General features: G+C 47.3%; 17 protein-coding genes and 1 pseudogene. 12 read left to right on the top strand and 6 right to left on the bottom strand.

Going from position 1 to position 17,036, the window contains the following annotated elements:
* Positions 1–35 precede the first annotated feature (35 nt).
* From crcB to arsJ, 5 genes are all read left to right on the top strand, one after another.
* Positions 36–416 (top strand): fluoride efflux transporter CrcB, encoded by a 381-nt coding sequence (gene crcB / locus DEU29_RS01530; protein WP_133538466.1) that lies wholly within the window; start codon positions 36–38, stop codon positions 414–416.
* Positions 417–599: 183 nt separating this feature from the next.
* The gene (locus tag DEU29_RS01525; protein ID WP_347813146.1) at positions 600–1,370 is read left to right on the top strand and encodes a metalloregulator ArsR/SmtB family transcription factor; all 771 of its coding nucleotides are present in this window, start codon (positions 600–602) and stop codon (positions 1,368–1,370) included.
* Positions 1,357–2,397 carry an ACR3 family arsenite efflux transporter gene (arsB, locus tag DEU29_RS01520; RefSeq protein ID WP_133538464.1) on the top strand — a complete coding sequence of 347 codons (1,041 nt, stop codon included), beginning with the start codon at positions 1,357–1,359 and terminating at the stop codon, positions 2,395–2,397. The genes DEU29_RS01525 and arsB overlap by 14 nt, the downstream gene beginning before the upstream one ends.
* Positions 2,398–2,407: 10 nt before the next feature.
* Positions 2,408–3,403, top strand: a complete 996-nt coding sequence (locus DEU29_RS01515; protein ID WP_133538463.1) for an ArsJ-associated glyceraldehyde-3-phosphate dehydrogenase — start codon at positions 2,408–2,410, stop codon at positions 3,401–3,403.
* Positions 3,403–4,617, top strand: coding sequence for an organoarsenical effux MFS transporter ArsJ (gene arsJ / locus DEU29_RS01510; protein WP_133538462.1), 1,215 nt, complete (start codon positions 3,403–3,405; stop codon positions 4,615–4,617). The genes DEU29_RS01515 and arsJ overlap by 1 nt, the downstream gene beginning before the upstream one ends.
* 223 nt (positions 4,618–4,840) lie before the next feature.
* Here the strand turns inward: arsJ and DEU29_RS01505 are convergent, their stop codons facing one another.
* The 3 genes and pseudogenes from DEU29_RS01505 to DEU29_RS14095 form a co-directional block, all read right to left on the bottom strand.
* Complete coding sequence (locus tag DEU29_RS01505) at positions 4,841–6,307, bottom strand: c-type cytochrome (RefSeq protein ID WP_133538461.1); 1,467 nt, start codon at positions 6,305–6,307, stop codon at positions 4,841–4,843.
* A gap of 186 nt (positions 6,308–6,493) precedes the next feature.
* Positions 6,494–7,141, bottom strand: a complete 648-nt coding sequence (locus DEU29_RS01500) for a LysR substrate-binding domain-containing protein (RefSeq protein ID WP_243734435.1) — start codon at positions 7,139–7,141, stop codon at positions 6,494–6,496.
* A gap of 18 nt (positions 7,142–7,159) precedes the next feature.
* A pseudogene (locus DEU29_RS14095) lies at positions 7,160–7,351 on the bottom strand (LysR family transcriptional regulator); the annotation flags it as partial.
* A 95-nt stretch (positions 7,352–7,446) separates the two neighbouring features.
* Between DEU29_RS14095 and DEU29_RS01495 the strand changes: the two are divergent.
* From DEU29_RS01495 to DEU29_RS01485, 3 genes are all read left to right on the top strand, one after another.
* Positions 7,447–8,442 carry a YeiH family protein gene (locus DEU29_RS01495; RefSeq protein WP_133538459.1) on the top strand — a complete coding sequence of 332 codons (996 nt, stop codon included), beginning with the start codon at positions 7,447–7,449 and terminating at the stop codon, positions 8,440–8,442.
* Positions 8,443–8,602: 160 nt separating this feature from the next.
* The gene (locus DEU29_RS01490) at positions 8,603–8,875 is read left to right on the top strand and encodes a CopG family ribbon-helix-helix protein (protein ID WP_133538458.1); all 273 of its coding nucleotides are present in this window, start codon (positions 8,603–8,605) and stop codon (positions 8,873–8,875) included.
* Complete coding sequence (locus tag DEU29_RS01485) at positions 8,863–9,156, top strand: type II toxin-antitoxin system RelE/ParE family toxin (protein WP_133538457.1); 294 nt, start codon at positions 8,863–8,865, stop codon at positions 9,154–9,156. Before DEU29_RS01490 ends, DEU29_RS01485 begins: the two co-directional genes overlap by 13 nt.
* Here the strand turns inward: DEU29_RS01485 and DEU29_RS01480 are convergent.
* The gene (locus DEU29_RS01480) at positions 9,147–12,158 is read right to left on the bottom strand and encodes a Tn3 family transposase (RefSeq protein ID WP_133538456.1); all 3,012 of its coding nucleotides are present in this window, start codon (positions 12,156–12,158) and stop codon (positions 9,147–9,149) included. The genes DEU29_RS01485 and DEU29_RS01480 overlap by 10 nt on opposite strands.
* 24 nt (positions 12,159–12,182) lie before the next feature.
* Complete coding sequence (locus DEU29_RS01475; RefSeq protein ID WP_133538455.1) at positions 12,183–13,427, bottom strand: site-specific integrase; 1,245 nt, start codon at positions 13,425–13,427, stop codon at positions 12,183–12,185.
* 244 nt (positions 13,428–13,671) lie between these two features.
* On the opposite strand from DEU29_RS01475, the gene DEU29_RS01470 reads away from it, so the two are divergent.
* On the top strand, positions 13,672–14,685 hold the full coding sequence (locus tag DEU29_RS01470) for a DNA-binding protein (RefSeq protein WP_133538454.1): 1,014 nt from the start codon (positions 13,672–13,674) through the stop codon (positions 14,683–14,685).
* A gap of 103 nt (positions 14,686–14,788) precedes the next feature.
* On the opposite strand, the gene DEU29_RS01465 is transcribed toward DEU29_RS01470, so the two are convergent.
* Positions 14,789–15,466: a DUF5623 domain-containing protein gene (locus tag DEU29_RS01465; RefSeq protein ID WP_133538453.1), complete on the bottom strand. Its 678-nt coding sequence runs from the start codon at positions 15,464–15,466 to the stop codon at positions 14,789–14,791.
* A gap of 112 nt (positions 15,467–15,578) precedes the next feature.
* On the opposite strand from DEU29_RS01465, the gene DEU29_RS01460 reads away from it, so the two are divergent.
* From DEU29_RS01460 to DEU29_RS01450, 3 genes are all read left to right on the top strand, one after another.
* Positions 15,579–16,064 carry a small multi-drug export protein gene (locus tag DEU29_RS01460; RefSeq protein WP_068811893.1) on the top strand — a complete coding sequence of 162 codons (486 nt, stop codon included), beginning with the start codon at positions 15,579–15,581 and terminating at the stop codon, positions 16,062–16,064.
* 149 nt (positions 16,065–16,213) lie between these two features.
* A complete protein-coding gene (locus DEU29_RS14250; RefSeq protein WP_371827787.1) occupies positions 16,214–16,372 on the top strand; it encodes a DUF3817 domain-containing protein in 159 nt (52 codons plus the stop codon).
* A 104-nt stretch (positions 16,373–16,476) separates the two neighbouring features.
* Positions 16,477–17,031 carry a TetR/AcrR family transcriptional regulator gene (locus tag DEU29_RS01450; RefSeq protein WP_068811892.1) on the top strand — a complete coding sequence of 185 codons (555 nt, stop codon included), beginning with the start codon at positions 16,477–16,479 and terminating at the stop codon, positions 17,029–17,031.
* Positions 17,032–17,036 lie beyond the last annotated feature (5 nt).

The raw sequence follows: 17,036 nt of genomic DNA, 5'->3' as shown, positions 1-17,036 counted from the left end.
CATTCCATGTAATACTTCAGGTCGGGATCGCACTAATGTACTCAATCCTTGCAATCTGCGCCGGAGCCTCGGCCGGTGCCTTATTCCCCTGGTTGCTTGGCCTACAACTCAATGCCATGTCTTCCACCATACCTCTAGGCACCCTTGCCGCAAATCTGTTGGGTGGCTTTTTTATCGGCATGGCTTTGAATTTTTTCAGCACACAGGCTGCGGTGGCAACGGAGTGGCGGCTGATAGTCATTACCGGGTTTCTCGGTGGATTTACCACGTTCTCAACATTTTCCGCTGAGGTCGTCACGTTACTGCAACAGAGGCGGTTTGCCTTAGCAATCGGTGCCGTATCCATCCACATGCTGGGCTCACTGCTCATGACGATCTTGGGTATGTTAACACTCGGCTGGATTCGTAATGTGTAATGTGTTTTGGTTGACGGCGGTCGCGGCCCGGGAATCGCTGCCTAGCACTCGATTTTTAGGAGAAACCGAATGAAAGGCCGTTATCTTCCACGTTTATAGCTTCAATATTGAGCGTGTATTAAGGAGTCTTAGTTGGGGTTGTAAGAATAAAATATTCGATCTATCATATATATGTAGATTCATATGTATGGAGCTGAGATGATAAGCAATTCATCAATATCGGTTTTGTTTCTTTGTACAGCGAATTCTGCCCGTTCGTTAATGGCTGAATCGATTTTTCGCCAGTTTGCCGGGGCCGACTTTGCGGTTGCCAGTGCCGGCACTGAGCCTACCCAACCTGAGCCAGCTGCTTTAGCAGCCCTAAAGCAGCTGGGCGTCGCAACTGAGGGACTGCGTTCAAAAGCAATTAGTGACATTGAGTTCAATAACTACGACTACGTGATCAGCCTCTGTGATCGCGCCCGTACAGAGTGTCAGACGCTGTGCGGTGACCAGCATTTCATTGCCTGGGACTTTCCTGATCCGGTAACCAGCAAAAAAACCGATGCATTTAGAAAAACGGCGCATGAATTAAGTGAGCGTATAAAGATGCTGTTACTTATTTTACGCAAGAAAAGTGACCGCCCGCAGCTGTTTGATGCACCTCACGAGTTCTTCAAAATTATGGCTGACCCACTGCGACTACAAATGATTTTGATGTTGCAACACTATGGCGAATTATGTGTTTGTCAGTTTGTCGATGCCACCGAGATGTCGCAACCTAAGGTTTCGCGGCATCTAGCGCAATTGCGAGAATACGGGCTGCTGGCCGATCGAAAAAATCAGCGCTGGGTGTACTATCGAATTAATCCTGCCTTGCAGGACTGGATGGCAACTATCATTAAAACCACAGCAACTTACCACGCGTCGTTAATTCCTCAACAGGTTAAGGATGTCGATAATGGGTGTGTTTGAACGTTTCTTATCCGTCTGGGTGGCCTTGGCAATTATTGCAGGAACGCTACTAGGCAATGTATTCCCGTCAATTTTTGAAGTCATGTCAGGTATCGAGTTTGCACAAGTTAACCTGATAATAGCGGTACTAATATGGCTGATGATTTATCCGGTTATGGTGCAGGTAAATTTCGAGTCAATTACACAAATAGCCAAAGAGCCCAAAGGACTTATTCTAACGGTCGCCATTAACTGGTTGGTAAAACCCTTTACTATGGCGCTGGTTGGTTGGCTGTTTTTCAAGGGAGTTTTTGCCGATTTTATCCATCCCGAAACTGCCAATGAGTATCTGGCGGGTGTGATTTTACTGGGGGTTGCGCCCTGTACAGCCATGGTGTTTATCTGGAGCCAGCTGACCAAAGGCGATGCCAGTTATACACTGGTACAAGTGTCGGTCAACGATGTCATTATGATTTTCGCCTTCGCTCCCATTGCGGCGCTGCTACTTGGCATTACCGACATTGTCGTACCCTGGCAAACTCTGCTGTTAAGTGTTGCCCTATACGTCGTTGCGCCCCTTGTTGCCGGGTTGTTAACGCGCAAAAAGCTTAAACGCAAAGCCACGAGGCAGCAGCATAATGTCGAATCGGCACTACAGGCCTTTGATGCTCGCTTGAAGCCTTGGTCCATTGTCGGGTTACTGCTCACCGTGGTGTTGTTGTTTGGCTTTCAGGCAGAAGTGTTACTAACGCGTCCCTTAGACATCGCCATGATAGCAACGCCGTTGCTGATACAAACTTATGGCATTTTTGCCGTTACGTTTCTCATTGCGTTGTTGATTAAATTACCTCACCGCATCGCGGCACCAGCCTGTTTAATTGGTACCTCGAACTTCTTCGAGCTGGCTGTTGCCGTAGCCATTTCTCTGTTTGGACTGCAATCCGGCGCCGCATTAGCCACAGTGGTGGGGGTGTTAGTCGAAGTGCCGGTGATGCTCTCGTTAGTTTGGTTTGCTAACCGCACACGCCACTGGTTCAGTCAAAATTAAGGAGTCATTTATGACGATTAAAGTTGGAATTAATGGGTTAGGACGTATTGGACGTTTAGCGTTACGTGCGGCGTGGGATAATCCTGAACTGACGGTTGTTCAGGTCAATGATCCCGGTGCCGATGCGGCTACATTTGCGCACTTGCTGAATTTTGACTCTGTGCATGGTCGCTGGGGCTATGAGGCCGAGGGCACAGAACATGCTATTCAAATTGGTGATGAACGCATTGTATTCAGTCAGCACAAAGCCATTGCAGAAACTGATTGGAGCGGGTGTGACGTGGTGTTAGAAGCTTCCGGTAAAATGAAAACCGTAAAGGTGCTCAATGACTATCTGGCACAGGGTGTAAAACGTGTCGTCGTATCGGCACCGGTTAAAGAATCCGGTGCTTTAAACATAGTCATGGGCGTTAACGATCATCTCTATGACCCGAACAAGCATCAAATCGTCACAGCCGCCTCCTGCACCACTAACTGTCTGGCTCCGGTGGTGAAAGTGTTACAGGACAAAATAGGCATCAAACACGCATCGATCACGACCATTCATGACTTAACCAATACCCAGAGTATTTTGGATACACCGCACAAGGATTTACGCCGGGCGCGCGCCTGTGGCATGAGCTTAATCCCAACGTCCACTGGCTCAGCGACAGCTATTGTCGAAATCTTCCCGGAACTTAAGGACAAAATTGACGGCCACGCTGTGCGTGTACCGCTTGCCAATGCATCATTAACTGACTGTGCCTTTGAGGTCGAGAATGCGACATCGGTTGATGAAATTAATGGCTGGCTGCGAGATGCCGCAGAGGGTTATTTGGCGGGCATTCTTGGTTACGAAGAGCGTCCGTTGGTATCCATCGATTATAAAACTGACCCGCGCTCGAGTATTGTTGATGCGATGTCGACCAAGGTTATTAATGGCACGCATGTAAAAATTTATGCGTGGTACGACAACGAGTGGGGCTATGCTAACCGGGCGGTCGAACTGGTCAAGAAGGTCGGCTAATGCTCAGTAATCTATCGCCTGCGATCCGCCAGTACCTCATTGTTACAGGCAATTATTGGGCGTTTACCCTGACTGACGGTGCACTACGTATGCTGGTGGTGCTGCACTTCCACCAGCTCGGTTACAGTGCGCTGGAAGTGGCAATGTTGTTCTTGTTCTACGAGTTTTTCGGCATTGTCACTAACCTCTTTGGTGGTTGGCTAGGCGCCCGTTGGGGTTTAAACCGCACGATGAACATTGGGCTGGGCATCCAAATTGTGGCGCTCGCCATGCTGCTGGTGCCGGCGTCAATGCTCACCGTCATTTGGGTCATGGCAGCTCAGGCATTATCCGGTATTGCTAAAGATCTCAATAAAATGAGCGCCAAAAGCACGATTAAGTTACTGGTACCAGACGACCAGCAAAGTCAGCTGTATAAGTGGGTTGCGATACTCACCGGATCGAAAAACACACTAAAAGGCGTTGGTTTCTTTCTCGGTGGTTTGTTGCTAACGTTAATCGGCTTTCAGGGCGCAGTGTTGGCGATGGCAGTCATGCTGTTCGTGGTTTGGGTCGCCAGTTTGGTTTTCCTGAACAAGGAATCGGGCAAGGCAAAGTTCAAGCCGAAATTTAGCTACATGTTGTCCAAAAGCCGCCCGATTAATATTTTATCGGGCGCACGCTTTCTACTCTTCGGCGCTCGCGATGTCTGGTTTGTGGTGGCGTTACCCGTATTTTTGGCCAGCCAACTGGACTGGAATCAGTGGCAAATCGGCAGCTTTTTAGCCCTGTGGGTTATTGGCTACGGGGTTGTGCAGAGCATTGCGCCAAAGCTCACCAGAAGTAGCAAGGAAGTTCCTAAAACTCAAACCGTAATATGGAATGCATTATTGACCCTGAGTCCGCTTGCGCTAGGGCTGGCACTATGGCAAAACTTACCGGTTGCCCAGAGCATTATGATTGGCTTGGGACTGTTTGGCATTCTATTTGCCATTAATTCATCGTTGCACAGCTATCTTATCGTCTCATACTCACGCGCCGATGGTGTGTCTTTGGACGTTGGTTTTTACTACATGGCCAATGCCGCAGGACGTCTCTTGGGCACCATTTTATCCGGCTGGGTGTATCAGCAATGGGGACTCATTGCGTGTTTAATGATATCAACGTTGTTGTTGCTATTATCCACTGCCGCTATCAGTAAGCTACCCGAACGAAATATGGGGAGGAATTCTTAGATAATTGAGAGTCTACTCGCTTAGTCTAGGCTCAGCCATCAGTAACTTAAGATGATAATCGGGGAGCAGCCCAGTAAGGCGATAGCTGGGCAATAATGTCGGCAAATTGACTTTTTCCTTGAACTAACACAATTTTATCGATGAAATTTCAATTATATGACAGATCCAAACTCATCGGTCTTGTGGATTTTTTTCGTGGGGAGCCGTCACCCCCCCCCCCAAATCACGGGTTTCCTTGCACAGCTATCCAAAATGGGAAACGACCATTTATTGGCTGCTCTCGCACTACGGTTAAGGTTGTGCTGTCGATAATCGTGATCTTGTTTTCGCCAGTTACTGATACAAAAATAAATCGACCATCAGCGCTTGCTCTCACACCATGTGGTCCCGCACCAACTTCTATCGTATTAACCAGTTTAAGTTTCTCTGTATCAATTATCGATATAATAGAATCTGAAATTGCCCCAGTTACTACTAAGTGGCTATTTGGAATTACGTCAATCCCTCCATGTCCTGTACCGACTTTGAATACTTTAAGCATTTTCTCTGATGCGATATCTAATACACCAACCTTTCCTGTAAAATCTCTAAGCCACAACCTTTTATCATCTCGGCTTATATCAATGTTATGCGGTGTTTTTATACCAGGTGTCGATATCTCATTTTCTTTTATTAAGTGTTGCATATTAATGACAGCAATAGCCCCCGCTCCCTGCAGAGTAACGAAAGCCTTGCTCCCATCAGCGTTGAAAACTGTGTTGTGAGGCTCCTTGCCAACTTTTATTTGTTTTATAACCGTCATTTTTTCCATATCAATCACTGTTACAGAATGCTTTTTAGGAACAACCGCAAACCCTAGTTTTCCATTTGGTGAAATTTTAACACCTTGTGCTATATCTCCTGCTGCCAGATTGGCCAAGATTTTACCAGAACCAGTATCAACTATATAAACTTGACCTGTCTTAAAACCCGAGACTAATAGACGACTTCCATCGGGCGTGATCGCATCATAATGTGCGCCTTTCACTCCCTCCCATACTTGTAGTGATGGGAGTCTTTCTATTTGGCTACTGTTTTGAGCTGCTATGTAGATGGGTGATGACAGCGCTTCATCTAACGTTAGTGCATCGGATTTATCAGAAACTTTATTAGCGGGGTTCGGTGGTTTTTGCCCGATCATACTTAATCGTAGCCTGTAAACATCAGTTCCTGATATGTCTTCGTTTGCTATTGCGTTGATTTCATTAGCAGTATACGGCAAGAACGGTTTTTGAAGTTGGTTATCATTTCCAAACGACGTGACAATAAAATTTAACACATCGGCAATTTGCTGATCGCTTAATGCTCCTTTCCAAGCCGGCATGTTACCACTGTAGTCTATGCCATTTACCTCAATCGAGCCAGTCAATCCATAATTGACAACTTTGACTAAATATTGTCTTCCTGTGATACCTGTTTCTAAATTAAACATTTCGACAGCATGACCCTTTTGGGGAGGAAATGAACCCGGAACACCTGATCCATCCATTTGATGACAGGCTGCGCAATAACTTTTATAAACTTGCGCTCCGTCGTCGAAATTTTGACTATTATCTTGCTCAGCATGCGTTACATTTGCCTGCAAACCCAACAGAATGGCAATGGCAATGGCTAACGGCTTCAAAAAAATAGTCGGTTTTTGGTAGCACATTTTTTTATTCCTTAATGATGCAAACGTGGTTACTACTCAAATGAATGATATAGTCGAGAGAACGCCATTAAAAAGGATTCTCAGTTGAGTAACACTTCTCGAGAAGTATATGCCAAACTGAAGCGTTCTACTTCCATAATGCAGTTATTCAGATTGCTTATAGCTAGATTTGTAGTAATTACCAGACTAAACTATTCTGTCGATCCAAGCCAACTCGGAGTGCCGCTCCTTATGCTTCACAATAAACAAAGAGCGATAACAATTGTTATTTATAGGTATCTCCTTTACCAGAGCGGCCTCCAATAGAAGAGGTGTCGTGATCCGAGGAACATAAGCGATACCGACACCTGATGCCACAGAATGGATGATGCTTTCATTGGTATTGAATTGTGTCACATCTTTTGGTTCGATGACTAATTCAGCCCATAGTTGTTCGGTATATTTTCGCGTTGCAGAGCCTCGTTCCCGGATCAGCCAAGGCGCAGTTTGCAGTGACTCAAATTCGTTGTCTGATGGCGCGATAAGCACGAGACTATCTTTTTTAAAGCATCGGCTCTTCAATGCACTATGGTGATTTGGACCTTCCACTAGGGCAATATCGTCACGAAATGTTTGTACACGGTCTAAAGCCTCATCAGTGTTACCGATAAAAACGTTGATTTGGCAGCATGGATAGCGTTGCTTGATGTCCCGAATATAACGGGGCAGCCAATAATTTCCAACGGTCTGACTCGCGCCAATGTTCAGCACTGTCGGCTCCGTTTGCTGTCGCTGTTTAAAATACATTTGAGTGCTTTTTTCAAGCGCTAAGATATCTTGCGCTCTTTGCTTCAACCAGACTCCTTCTGATGTCAACAAGATAGTTTTGTCTGTACTCTTTCTGCCCGGCGCTCGCTGAAGTAGACGAGTATTCAGTTGATGCTCTAACCCCTTTAGACTTAACGAGACGGCTGCAGCCGTCATATTCAATTGCTCACTGGCTGACGCCAGGCTATTAGACTCTGCGACCACCGAAAAAATGTATAGTTGCCTCAAATTAATCATAAATAATACTTATCTTTATCGATTAATAATTTGTTTTATTCAATATTATTTGAAATATAATTTTAATACTAGGAAAAAATAATGATGAGGATCGCATGAAAAATATAATTCCCGGGCTACTCGCATCAATGGGCATAGCCGCCACTGTATTATGGGGAAAGCATCAAGTTTTCTTTTTAGAAACGATATCTCCGCTTCTAATAAGTATTGCGTTAGGCATAGTGATAAGCCACGCTTTACCCAACGTTTGGAAATCTCGGTTAACGTCTGGGTTGAACGTAGCAAAAGGCACTATCTTGCGAACTGCGATCGTCTTATACGGCTTTAATATTACGTTTCAAGCGTTTGCCGATATTGGATTATATGGTGTACTCAGTGCGGTCATCATGGTAGCAACGATTCTATGTGTAGGTGTGTGGCTCGGAAGACGACTGTTTGGTTTGGATACCGAGCAATCCTTATTGGTTGCAGCTGGAAGTGCCATTTGTGGTGCGGCAGCTGTCGCCGCATTCGAACCGATCATTAATGCAAAGCCGCACAAAGTTTTGACAGCCATTAGCACAGTGGTCGTCTTTGGCACACTATCAATGCTTCTGCTTCCAATGTTGTTGGAATTAGCGCCGTTGACGCATCACCAGTATGGTCTTTGGGCTGGCGTATCCATTCATGAGGTCGCTCAAGTGGTTGTTGCAGGAGATGCAATAAGTGAATCAGCAGCACATATTGCTGTTTTAGAAAAGATGTTCCGCGTCGTATTGCTGGTCCCCGTACTACTGATTGTTGCTATCTGGTCAAAGTCTCGTTTTCAAGGCTCGAACGTATCTGCTGTTGAGAAACGGATAACGGTTCCTTGGTTCGCGTTTTTATTCATTGGCGTCATTGTAATTAATTCGCTTGAAATATTACCGTCATCATTCATCGATATTTTATCAAGCGTGGCAACGTATTTGCTATGTGTGGCGATGGCTGCTTTGGGTATGCTTACTCACATTAGTGTAATCAAACAAGGAGGTCTTCAAGCGTTTGGTTTGGCGGCCATATTATTTGTGCTATTGCTTGTTGTAGGATTTGGAGTAGCAACATTTGGGTGACATCGCATAACGAAAATATAGGCGCCTTATATACGCGATAGCGGTAGCGGGCCATTGACACAAGTAAATGGATTTGTTATTGCTCAAATTTACTGGTTAGCTCGATATTTTTGGTATAGTATTAAAAAGTATTACCCAGTATTACTTCGAGAGGTCAGAAATGGCAACATCCGTAAAACTCAATGACGATATGAAAAAACGCGTGCAGCACCTAGCCGATGCTCGTCATCGCTCAGCGCATTGGATCATGCGGCAGGCGATCCAGGATTATGTTGAACGTGAAGAAAAACGTGAAGTGTTTAAGCAAGATGCGCGTCGTGCCTGGGAAGAATACCAACGTAATGGTTTGCATTTGACGGCAGCGGAAGCCGATGAATGGTTAGCCAAACTTGAATTGGGTGACAATGCTGAGTTGCCGACGTGTCACAAGTAATTTGGTCCCCGGCCGCTTTAGCGGATGTGCAACGTCTGCATGATTTTTTGCGAGATAAAGATCCGATAGTGGCCCGTGAGGCCGTCAAAAGCATTCGCCAGAACGTCCTTATTTTGGCTGGCCAACCCGAAATTGGCCGCCCGCTGGATGATATGCCCATTGAATTCAGAGAATGGCTCATTGATTTTGGCCAAAGCGGTTATGTCGCACTCTACCGTTACGATGGCGTTAAAGCGATCATCCTTGCAGTGCGACATCAAAAGCAAGTTGGCTATTCGTGATCTTTTGGCTTAGTCAGTACCTCAATACGATAATCCGGGCGCAGTGCTTGCCGACTCATATCCAGTATGTAATCACCAAAACGATTAATGTGTGCGGTCCGGTAAGGCGATAGCCCGGCAATAATGTCCGCAGTAATTTCTGTACCGTCCTCCATGAGCTGCTTCAGAATTCGCGTCATACGCTCCGTGTTGTAGAGTACGACCATGTTGGCCACCAGATGATTGTATTTCACTATTTTGCTCTGCTCATGACGAATGTTTTGCGCGATCACACCGTCACCACCGAAGAACAACCATTTTATAAAACCATTAAACTCTTCGGATTTGTTGGTCTCGGACTGTATAACTTGCCGTAAGTCGACATTATCAATGTAATTCAGGAGAAACAGCGTTCGGACCACTTTACCCAGCTCGCGGAAGGCAAAGTACAGTTTATTCTTCCGACTGTATGTGCCGAGCCGGCGTAACAACGATGATGCAGGCATCCGTCCCAGTTTGATGGATAAAATGATTTTCAGCATGTCGGGAAGCAGCTGCTCAATCAACGCAAAATCAATGCTACCGGAGAACAGTTGATCGATGTGCTCATAGCGGCAGGTTTTGTCGGGGCGAAATAAATTTAAATCATGGATGTTTCGGATCCGCGGCATCAATTGAATACCCAACAAGTACGAGAGTCCGAAAACTGGATAACTTTGCGACTGAGTATCGCCATGTAAAAATTCTGGCTGGATCTCGGATTGGTTCTTCAGCAGACCATCAATTAAGTAGTTGCCCTCGTAAGCTCCGCAGGACAGGAAGTGACTGTATAACGCGATGTAGGTATCGGATACGTGGTAATAGCCGATTCCCCCGTAGCCACCATAGCGAATATGGTACTCGGACATCAGGTTCTGCTCATAGAGCTCCCACTTCGTTCCGTCCACTGATGCGTGTTGTCCGCTGCCCCAGAACCTCGGCAGATCGAATTGATTGTAGGCATTGATGACGTTGGCAATGGCTTTATCCAGACGAACATCCGTCACTTGCTTTAAGTTCAACCAGGCAACCTGCTTCGGGCTGATCCCCTTGATAGAGCGCGCTGTTTGTGTGGGGCCTAAGTTGCATCCGTAACAAAACAGTGTGGTAACGAAACGTCTGGCCGGATCGTCCACTTTACTTTGTTGGCCGGACAAAGGATAAAATAGGTCGCTGAGGTTTAACCAACGTTCGCTGTCCACCAGGATGTCGACGATACTGGTCGGCTCCAGTTGCTGACTGATGGCATCGTCCACGCGTTGAATGGCCGCTCCGGGTCGCTGTGTTGATAATCGCTTTAAACTGATCCGGCCCTCTTTGATCTGAGCGTAGGTATTCTCCGGAAAACGCTCATCCACTCGCTGTGCCAGACGCTCCAGCTTAGATTTCAAATGCTGAATGAGTTCGCCGGGTTTCTCCAGCGGTAATTCGACCTGCTGCGCATAGCGTGGTAATTCACGGGCGTAGGTCGCATCATCAACCAGCCCCTCGCGATAGTCCTTGTATTGCTCACTGTTGACCACATACAGATCCACAGACGCCAGTTCCTGTTTAATGTGGAGCAAAATACACAGCTCCAGATATTTGCGGTGAAATGTAATAAAATCGTCTTCCCGCTTCGGTGGCCCCAGTACCAGCTTTTGCCAAGCGGTCGATAACCATTTACTGCCTTTGATACCATCAAAGGCATCCAGTACATAGCGCTTATCAATGTGCTCCTGACGGACATCGCGCAACGATAACAAGCAACGTATCAGACGTTCGGTGGTTTTGTCGCTGGAGGTGCTGCGTAACGTCAGTATGGACAGGCAATTGAATAACAGCGACCGCTTAGTACGATAGGGTCGCAAAAGAAAGGGGTAGTAATTATTGCCGGAGTAAGCCAAGTGCTCATCGCATTTTGCCACCAGCGCTTCTTTATCCGGGCCCGCGCGGTCATCGAGACGTTTAAGGCGCTCTGCGGCGCTGCCGGGCGTATCCATTTCCAGTAGCATATCGCGCAGGGTACCAATCAGCTCGTTCGTCTGTGCCTGTTGCTGCAAGATGTAACTTTGCAAGTTGTCTTGGGCCTGTCTCTCCAGCCCTCGTATAAGCTTAATAAATAGCTCAGCTACATCATCCAGCGCCTGCCCGTGTTGACTGCGGATCAAGATCACGGCCAGCGCGTATCGTTTGTTGGGCCTTAAGTCGCGCATTTCTTTGGCGTCTAATGCCCGGGCTTCCAACATAAATTGCCGGTACTTGGCGGTAGGTAATGACAAAGTTGGCATTTGGGTTTCCAGCGCCCGCAGCCATTTCACGTGATGTAAATAACTCCGGATGGCTTTGTTGGTGGGCTTTTTAGGCTCTCGTTTAAGTCGTTGCCAGTCACTATAGGTACCTGAGGAGGCTTGCGTCGATAGCAACTGATCTAACTGCTTTTTGGCCGCGGTGTTCAGTTTTATCGTTATCCCCGTATACAACTGATCATTCACCTGATGACGACTCTGCTGTGCCTGTCGCTCAAGGACACTGAGCCCGGGTAACTCAAAACGGTGATGAACCAGCTCTTCGAGCATCACGTTGACAATGTCGGTAACGGCTTCTTTCGTAAACGCGGCGGTTTCGGCAATCTGACGTAACCAGTCATGCTCATGTTGGGTAAACCGTCGGATCCCATGATGTTGGCGGATCTGGGTAATGTGGCGTTGCCGGGTACCCGAGCGCTGGTAATTAGCCCACTGCTTAGAAGTGGGCTTTACGTGAATGTCGGCGACTTTTCGGATGTGCTCAATGATGGGGCTGGGTGCCTCCGAGGGTGACAGAAAGTAACCGAGTCGTTGTACCAGTTTCAGTTGCACCAGGAACCCTAAACGGGCGATGGGCTGTGAAATGCTCGCCGCCCATTGGCGTTCATTTTCCGTCGGGTGATACCGGGTCGATAAGATGGCGTAGGTAAAGTGCGCCTCCAGCTTCGGATATGCGGTTTGCTGTCGTTGTGTCATGGAACGGTATCGCCTGTCATTGTGTTATTCCCATTGGCGCTGCGTTTCCGGCTCGCGGATCATCGCTTCCAGATAATAACGCTCGTCACTGGCAATGCTATGCAGCCGATCCAGTAGCTCTTCGACCACCGTATCGAGCTCCGATTGATGCCCGGGTGCCAACTGTAATCGATAACCATGCGGCTCTATCTGCTCCACGTTCTCACTGAAGGCCTTTAAGCCGAACCGCTCGAGACGTTTTTGAACGGTTCGCTCTGCTCGTGTTTTGTGATCAAGTTTTAATAAGCGCAGTTCAACTGTAAGTACAATGGGAGTGGCTTCGGTCAGTCTCATATTCTGGTGCACAATTTCAGCATTGGATGGCATGGTTTCAAAGGGAGTAGAGGCCTCCAAATACCGCACGGCTGACTGAATATCACGCCACCCGACATACTCCATCAACTCATTCAGCGACCAACCTTGCTGGGTCGCCCAGTTGGCAAATCCGCGTCGCAGAGAATGGCTGCTGTACTGCTCGGCCTCTAACACACCCGCTTCTTTTAGGCGTTGCCGTAATACGGGTAAGACACTTGTCGGACTCAAGGGCAACGAAGCCATTTGCCCCCATCGATTGATCCCCCGAAACACAGGGCCTTCAGTGATCTCCGCATCGTTTAACCAATCCTGATAGGCTTGAACTGGACAGAGTTTCGACAACGCCGGTGTACGGTAGGCCTGACCCTGATTGTTTCTGTCGGATTTACTGCGGGGTAAGTAGATCGACAAGCCTTCACCCGGCGCCAAATCAATGTTCTCTATACGTAATCGGACGATCTCATCACTGCGGAAACCTCGCCAAAATCCAATGAGCAGCAGCGCTTTATCCCGGCTGGCCCGGAGAGCCGTGGCATTGATGGTTGATACTGCCTGGCGACAACGGTCTAACCAATCACAGGTTTGCTCCAGGGCTTCGAGTTGCATGGGCCGAGCCTGCTTAACACGAGCCGGATGCAATTCGCGGATCCCTTTTAACACCTTACGAACCAACGGCGACTTGGTGGGATCGACAAATCCCTGAGACTGATGCCATTGTCCCAGCGCGGCCAGCCGTAACTTCAGCGTATTGTGCGCCAACACACCGGCATGATCCGACAGATATCGGGCGATTTGGTCGCTCGTCGCCGGCAGCCGACCACCCCAGTGCGCCTCGAAGTGCTCTATGGCCGACTGATAACTGCGCCGGGTATTCTCCCGGGTTGCAGCGTGCAGATAGCGATCCAAATTACTCATGGCGTCCTCATTCGCTCAGTACAGTTGACGGCTCAGTTTGACCATCGGTGCTCTGTACTGCTTAGTCGCTTATTCTCGTTTATTACGTATCAGAATAGCCGATAAATCAATAAGAAACAGTCTAACCCATCATAATTTCAGATTATCTATTCTTAAAAACACTTAAAATTAGACAAAATAAAAATATCGTTTAGTATGTAAATACATAGTACATACTACAGTATGAAATTGCGGGGAAACTATAATGGCCAGAGGCGGTATTACGAAAAAGTCAGTAGAGCAGGCGCGCAATGCGTTAATCGCCCGGGGCGAATCAGTGTCGATTGATGCGGTACGTATTGAACTCGGCAACACCGGCTCAAAAACAACGATCCACCGTTACTTAAAAGAGTTGGAAACCGATGACGACAAAACGGCACTCTCAGCGTCGTTGAGTGATGAACTTATCGCGTTGGTCAACCAACTCTCCAGTCGCCTTAAAGCCGAGGCGAATCAGACACTGGAAGCGCAAGAGGAGCGGCACAGCGAGCAGGTGAATGCCTGGCAGGAGCGATTCGAGCAACAAAGTCAGGAGCTCCTGGCCACGCAAACGCATGTTGAGGAGCTAATGCAAACGTTGCAACAAGCCGAGCAGCACCAGCAGCAACTTCGAGAGATAAACCATCAGCTGGAAGTTGAGAATGAGCGACTCCAATCCGATCTGTCCTCACAGAAACAACGCCTGTCTGAAAAAGATGATCGTATTGCGTCTCTGGAAGAAAAACACACACAAGCCCGGGAAGCATTAAATCACTATCGCGATTCGGTCCGTGAGCAACGAGAGCACGAGCAGCGGCGCTACGAGCGAGACGTTCAGGGGCTGCAAAGTGAGGTCGCTGAGCTGGAGCAAACCTTGACTGCACGGCAGCACAGTTATTCAGAGCTGACGCAACGCAATACTCAACTCGAAACTCAATTGGCGGAGCTTAAGAGACACTACGATGCCGTATACCAGGAAAGTCGAAGTTCGGAAGCTCGGCTATCCGAGTTAAAACAACAGTACGACCGACTGGAAGCCCGGTTTGCAGGCGTAACGAGCGAACTACAAGGTGCCCACGACAAACAGGAGAGCTTACAAACGTCGCTCACGGAGCTCACAAAAGAAAAACAGGCATTAAAGCATGAGTCAGTGCAACTTAACGCGGTTATCGAGACGCAAAAAGCAATGATTGAACAGTGGTTCAATACCAAGACGCCGCAAAAACCGCGCCCGTCATAGCCCGGGTTTTGGAACAATATTGTTGTGAGTTGTCTTCGTAGATAGAGCGCCACCCACGTTTGGTTGTGAGCGGCCTTTAACTAAACCGTTCTGTCGATAATCGTTATTGAAGACTGGAGGTGAGCTTAATGGACGTGTCAATTTTCCCCATCATTTTTCGTAACGGCTCGCAATCAACATAAGACTCCGATAACCTTATTTTCAACGCTTGCAGCAGGTGAATAACCCCTTTCGACGAAGAGGCTTGCAAAACAAGCGGATCATCGTCATCGATACCACTATAGTAGAACAGCTCAAACGTATCAGTTATATCTTGTTCATATTCAGAAAAGAACCAATCTTCCAATTTACTTTTGATCGATGACAGCCGGCGATTAACATCAATGGGCTTTGCAGCAGACTGCTCAATAGCCTTTATCAGTCGTGCAACAAACTGATGAGACTCAATCGGCATAACGGCGTTTGGTCGTCGTTCGTTATGCGACGAGCCCCAACTTACCATGGGTCGCGTTTTACTCCCTGACGCTCGGTATATGGTACCTTTCGCGACGGCTCTTTTCTTATCCTGAGGGGTAATACAAAGGGGGCTGAAAAAGGTCTCATGGCCGTTGGCGGATGTACCGTCCCAATTGTCTTTCGTTAGTGGAGAGGGGATGTTGTCAATTTTCGCCATTAAGGCACTAATATCGTAGCCTGTCGATGCATCTGTTGCGATAAACAGGCTCGACATACCTGGATAATACAGGGTAACCGGAATATCTGGTTGATTTGTCAGGTGCATCGCGGCTCGATCTTGCTCCACACCGGAAGAACTGATTGCTTGAAAGGATTTCCTCTTGCAAACATACCGTCCGTACGGTATTGTTCGTTTTTTTTGACGAGAAAGATCAAATATGAATGAGTTAATGCTGTACTTGGGCGTATTCATAGGAGCTGCGACACCTGTACTTGAAGTATGGCTAGCCGTCCCGTTGGGTGTATTAGCTGGCTTACCTTGGTTGCCTGCGGCGTTAGTTGGCTTTGCGGGCAACCTTATTACCTTGTTGCCAGTGATTTATGCTGGAGAGAAAATAAAATCCTGGATTAAGCGCTGGCGCAAAAAAGCACCATCTGAGGGTGTTGATGATGTCGCGGATGAAAAATCTCGAAAGCGAGTGATTTTTGAGCGATTCGGCGTGCCTGGTTTAGCTTTCCTTGGGCCGTTCTTGATTGGAGTTCACGCTGCTTCGGCTTTTGCTATAGCTTCGGGAGCTAATAGAAGAAATGTTGTTATCTGGTTTTCGGCTTCGATATTAATATGCTCGCTTGTATTTGCCATATTAGCTAACTTGGGGCTTGCAAGTTTCGTCGAAGGTCGAGCATTGCCGTTTGTGAGTTGACACGAAGTTTTTGATTTTTTTAACCCAAAGTTTAAGCCAGAAGTATAGGTAAATCACAAATGAAATCATGTCATCGAATAAAGAAGCTAGAAGGGATAGGACGGCTTTTCGCTATCGTTTGCCTGTTTGAAGGATTGACATAGGCAGGCCTGCTGATCGGAATGTTCCTAAAGTACGCAACTGCGACCACCGAGCTCGGTGTATGGCTATTCGGGCGTTTGCATGGCGCCGCATTCCTGTTCTACGTAGTTATTGCAATCCTTTCTACCCGACGCCTGCTGCATAGACTGCCGCAGCAAACTGTGTAGGCAAGCGATCCCCATGTTTAACCAGCGGACGGGGCACGAGCTCTCCACATTTTCGTTAATTTTCGTATTAAGAAGAAAAAGTTAACAGATACCAAGAGGTGCCAATGGAATCCTATCGCAGGAAAAAACAGCCAGAACTTGTAAAAAAGCAACTTATAGAAGCAGGGGTTTCTATTGCGCTCAAGCGTGGTTTGGCCGCAGTGACAGTCCAGGGTGTATCTGAAATGGCTGGGGTTACAAAGGGCGGGTTCTTGCATCACTTCCCCTGTAAAAAAGATTTAATACTGGCAATGTTCAATGATTTACTTTTTTCAGTTGAAAGAGACTTAGAGCAACACATGGCTGAGGATCCTGAAGAGTACGGATCATTTACACGTGCATATATTGAATTTTCAATGGCTTCAGCGTGGGATGGAATGCATGACAGAAGGACGGCTTTAGCAGTACTTTCTATTGGTGAATCAGAACTTCGTTCGATTTGGGCAAGCTGGTTCAACAAGATGCAAAGAAAACATTTTCAGACAGATGGGGATGATCACTTAGCTATAACAAGATTAACTGTTGATGGATTATGGATGGCAACATTGTCTGATATAAATCTTCCAAATATAGGAAAGATACGAGAAAGTCTGCTCGATGCTACGCGCAAGAGGGGCTGACTGAT

This window comes from Idiomarina aquatica (assembly GCF_004362895.1).
Taxonomy (GTDB): domain Bacteria; phylum Pseudomonadota; class Gammaproteobacteria; order Enterobacterales; family Alteromonadaceae; genus Idiomarina.
Note: the sequence above shows the minus strand (reverse complement) of the source record. Positions and strands in the feature narration are given on the sequence as shown.

What these genes read in the sequence shown, in the direction of transcription:
- DEU29_RS01460 (WP_068811893.1), top strand. Translation starts at nt 15,579, where the DNA reads ATGAATGAGTTAATGCTGTACTTGGGCGTATTCATAGGAGCTGCGACA.
- crcB (WP_133538466.1), top strand. Translation starts at nt 36, where the DNA reads ATGTACTCAATCCTTGCAATCTGCGCCGGAGCCTCGGCCGGTGCCTTA.
- arsJ (WP_133538462.1), top strand. Translation starts at nt 3,403, where the DNA reads ATGCTCAGTAATCTATCGCCTGCGATCCGCCAGTACCTCATTGTTACA.
- DEU29_RS01505 (WP_133538461.1), bottom strand. Translation starts at nt 6,307, where the DNA reads ATGTGCTACCAAAAACCGACTATTTTTTTGAAGCCGTTAGCCATTGCC.
- DEU29_RS01450 (WP_068811892.1), top strand. Translation starts at nt 16,477, where the DNA reads ATGGAATCCTATCGCAGGAAAAAACAGCCAGAACTTGTAAAAAAGCAA.
- DEU29_RS01480 (WP_133538456.1), bottom strand. Translation starts at nt 12,158, where the DNA reads ATGACACAACGACAGCAAACCGCATATCCGAAGCTGGAGGCGCACTTT.
- DEU29_RS01515 (WP_133538463.1), top strand. Translation starts at nt 2,408, where the DNA reads ATGACGATTAAAGTTGGAATTAATGGGTTAGGACGTATTGGACGTTTA.
- DEU29_RS01470 (WP_133538454.1), top strand. Translation starts at nt 13,672, where the DNA reads ATGGCCAGAGGCGGTATTACGAAAAAGTCAGTAGAGCAGGCGCGCAAT.
- DEU29_RS01475 (WP_133538455.1), bottom strand. Translation starts at nt 13,427, where the DNA reads ATGAGTAATTTGGATCGCTATCTGCACGCTGCAACCCGGGAGAATACC.
- DEU29_RS01465 (WP_133538453.1), bottom strand. Translation starts at nt 15,466, where the DNA reads ATGCACCTGACAAATCAACCAGATATTCCGGTTACCCTGTATTATCCA.
- DEU29_RS01525 (WP_347813146.1), top strand. Translation starts at nt 600, where the DNA reads ATGTATGGAGCTGAGATGATAAGCAATTCATCAATATCGGTTTTGTTT.
- DEU29_RS01490 (WP_133538458.1), top strand. Translation starts at nt 8,603, where the DNA reads ATGGCAACATCCGTAAAACTCAATGACGATATGAAAAAACGCGTGCAG.
- DEU29_RS01495 (WP_133538459.1), top strand. Translation starts at nt 7,447, where the DNA reads ATGAAAAATATAATTCCCGGGCTACTCGCATCAATGGGCATAGCCGCC.
- arsB (WP_133538464.1), top strand. Translation starts at nt 1,357, where the DNA reads ATGGGTGTGTTTGAACGTTTCTTATCCGTCTGGGTGGCCTTGGCAATT.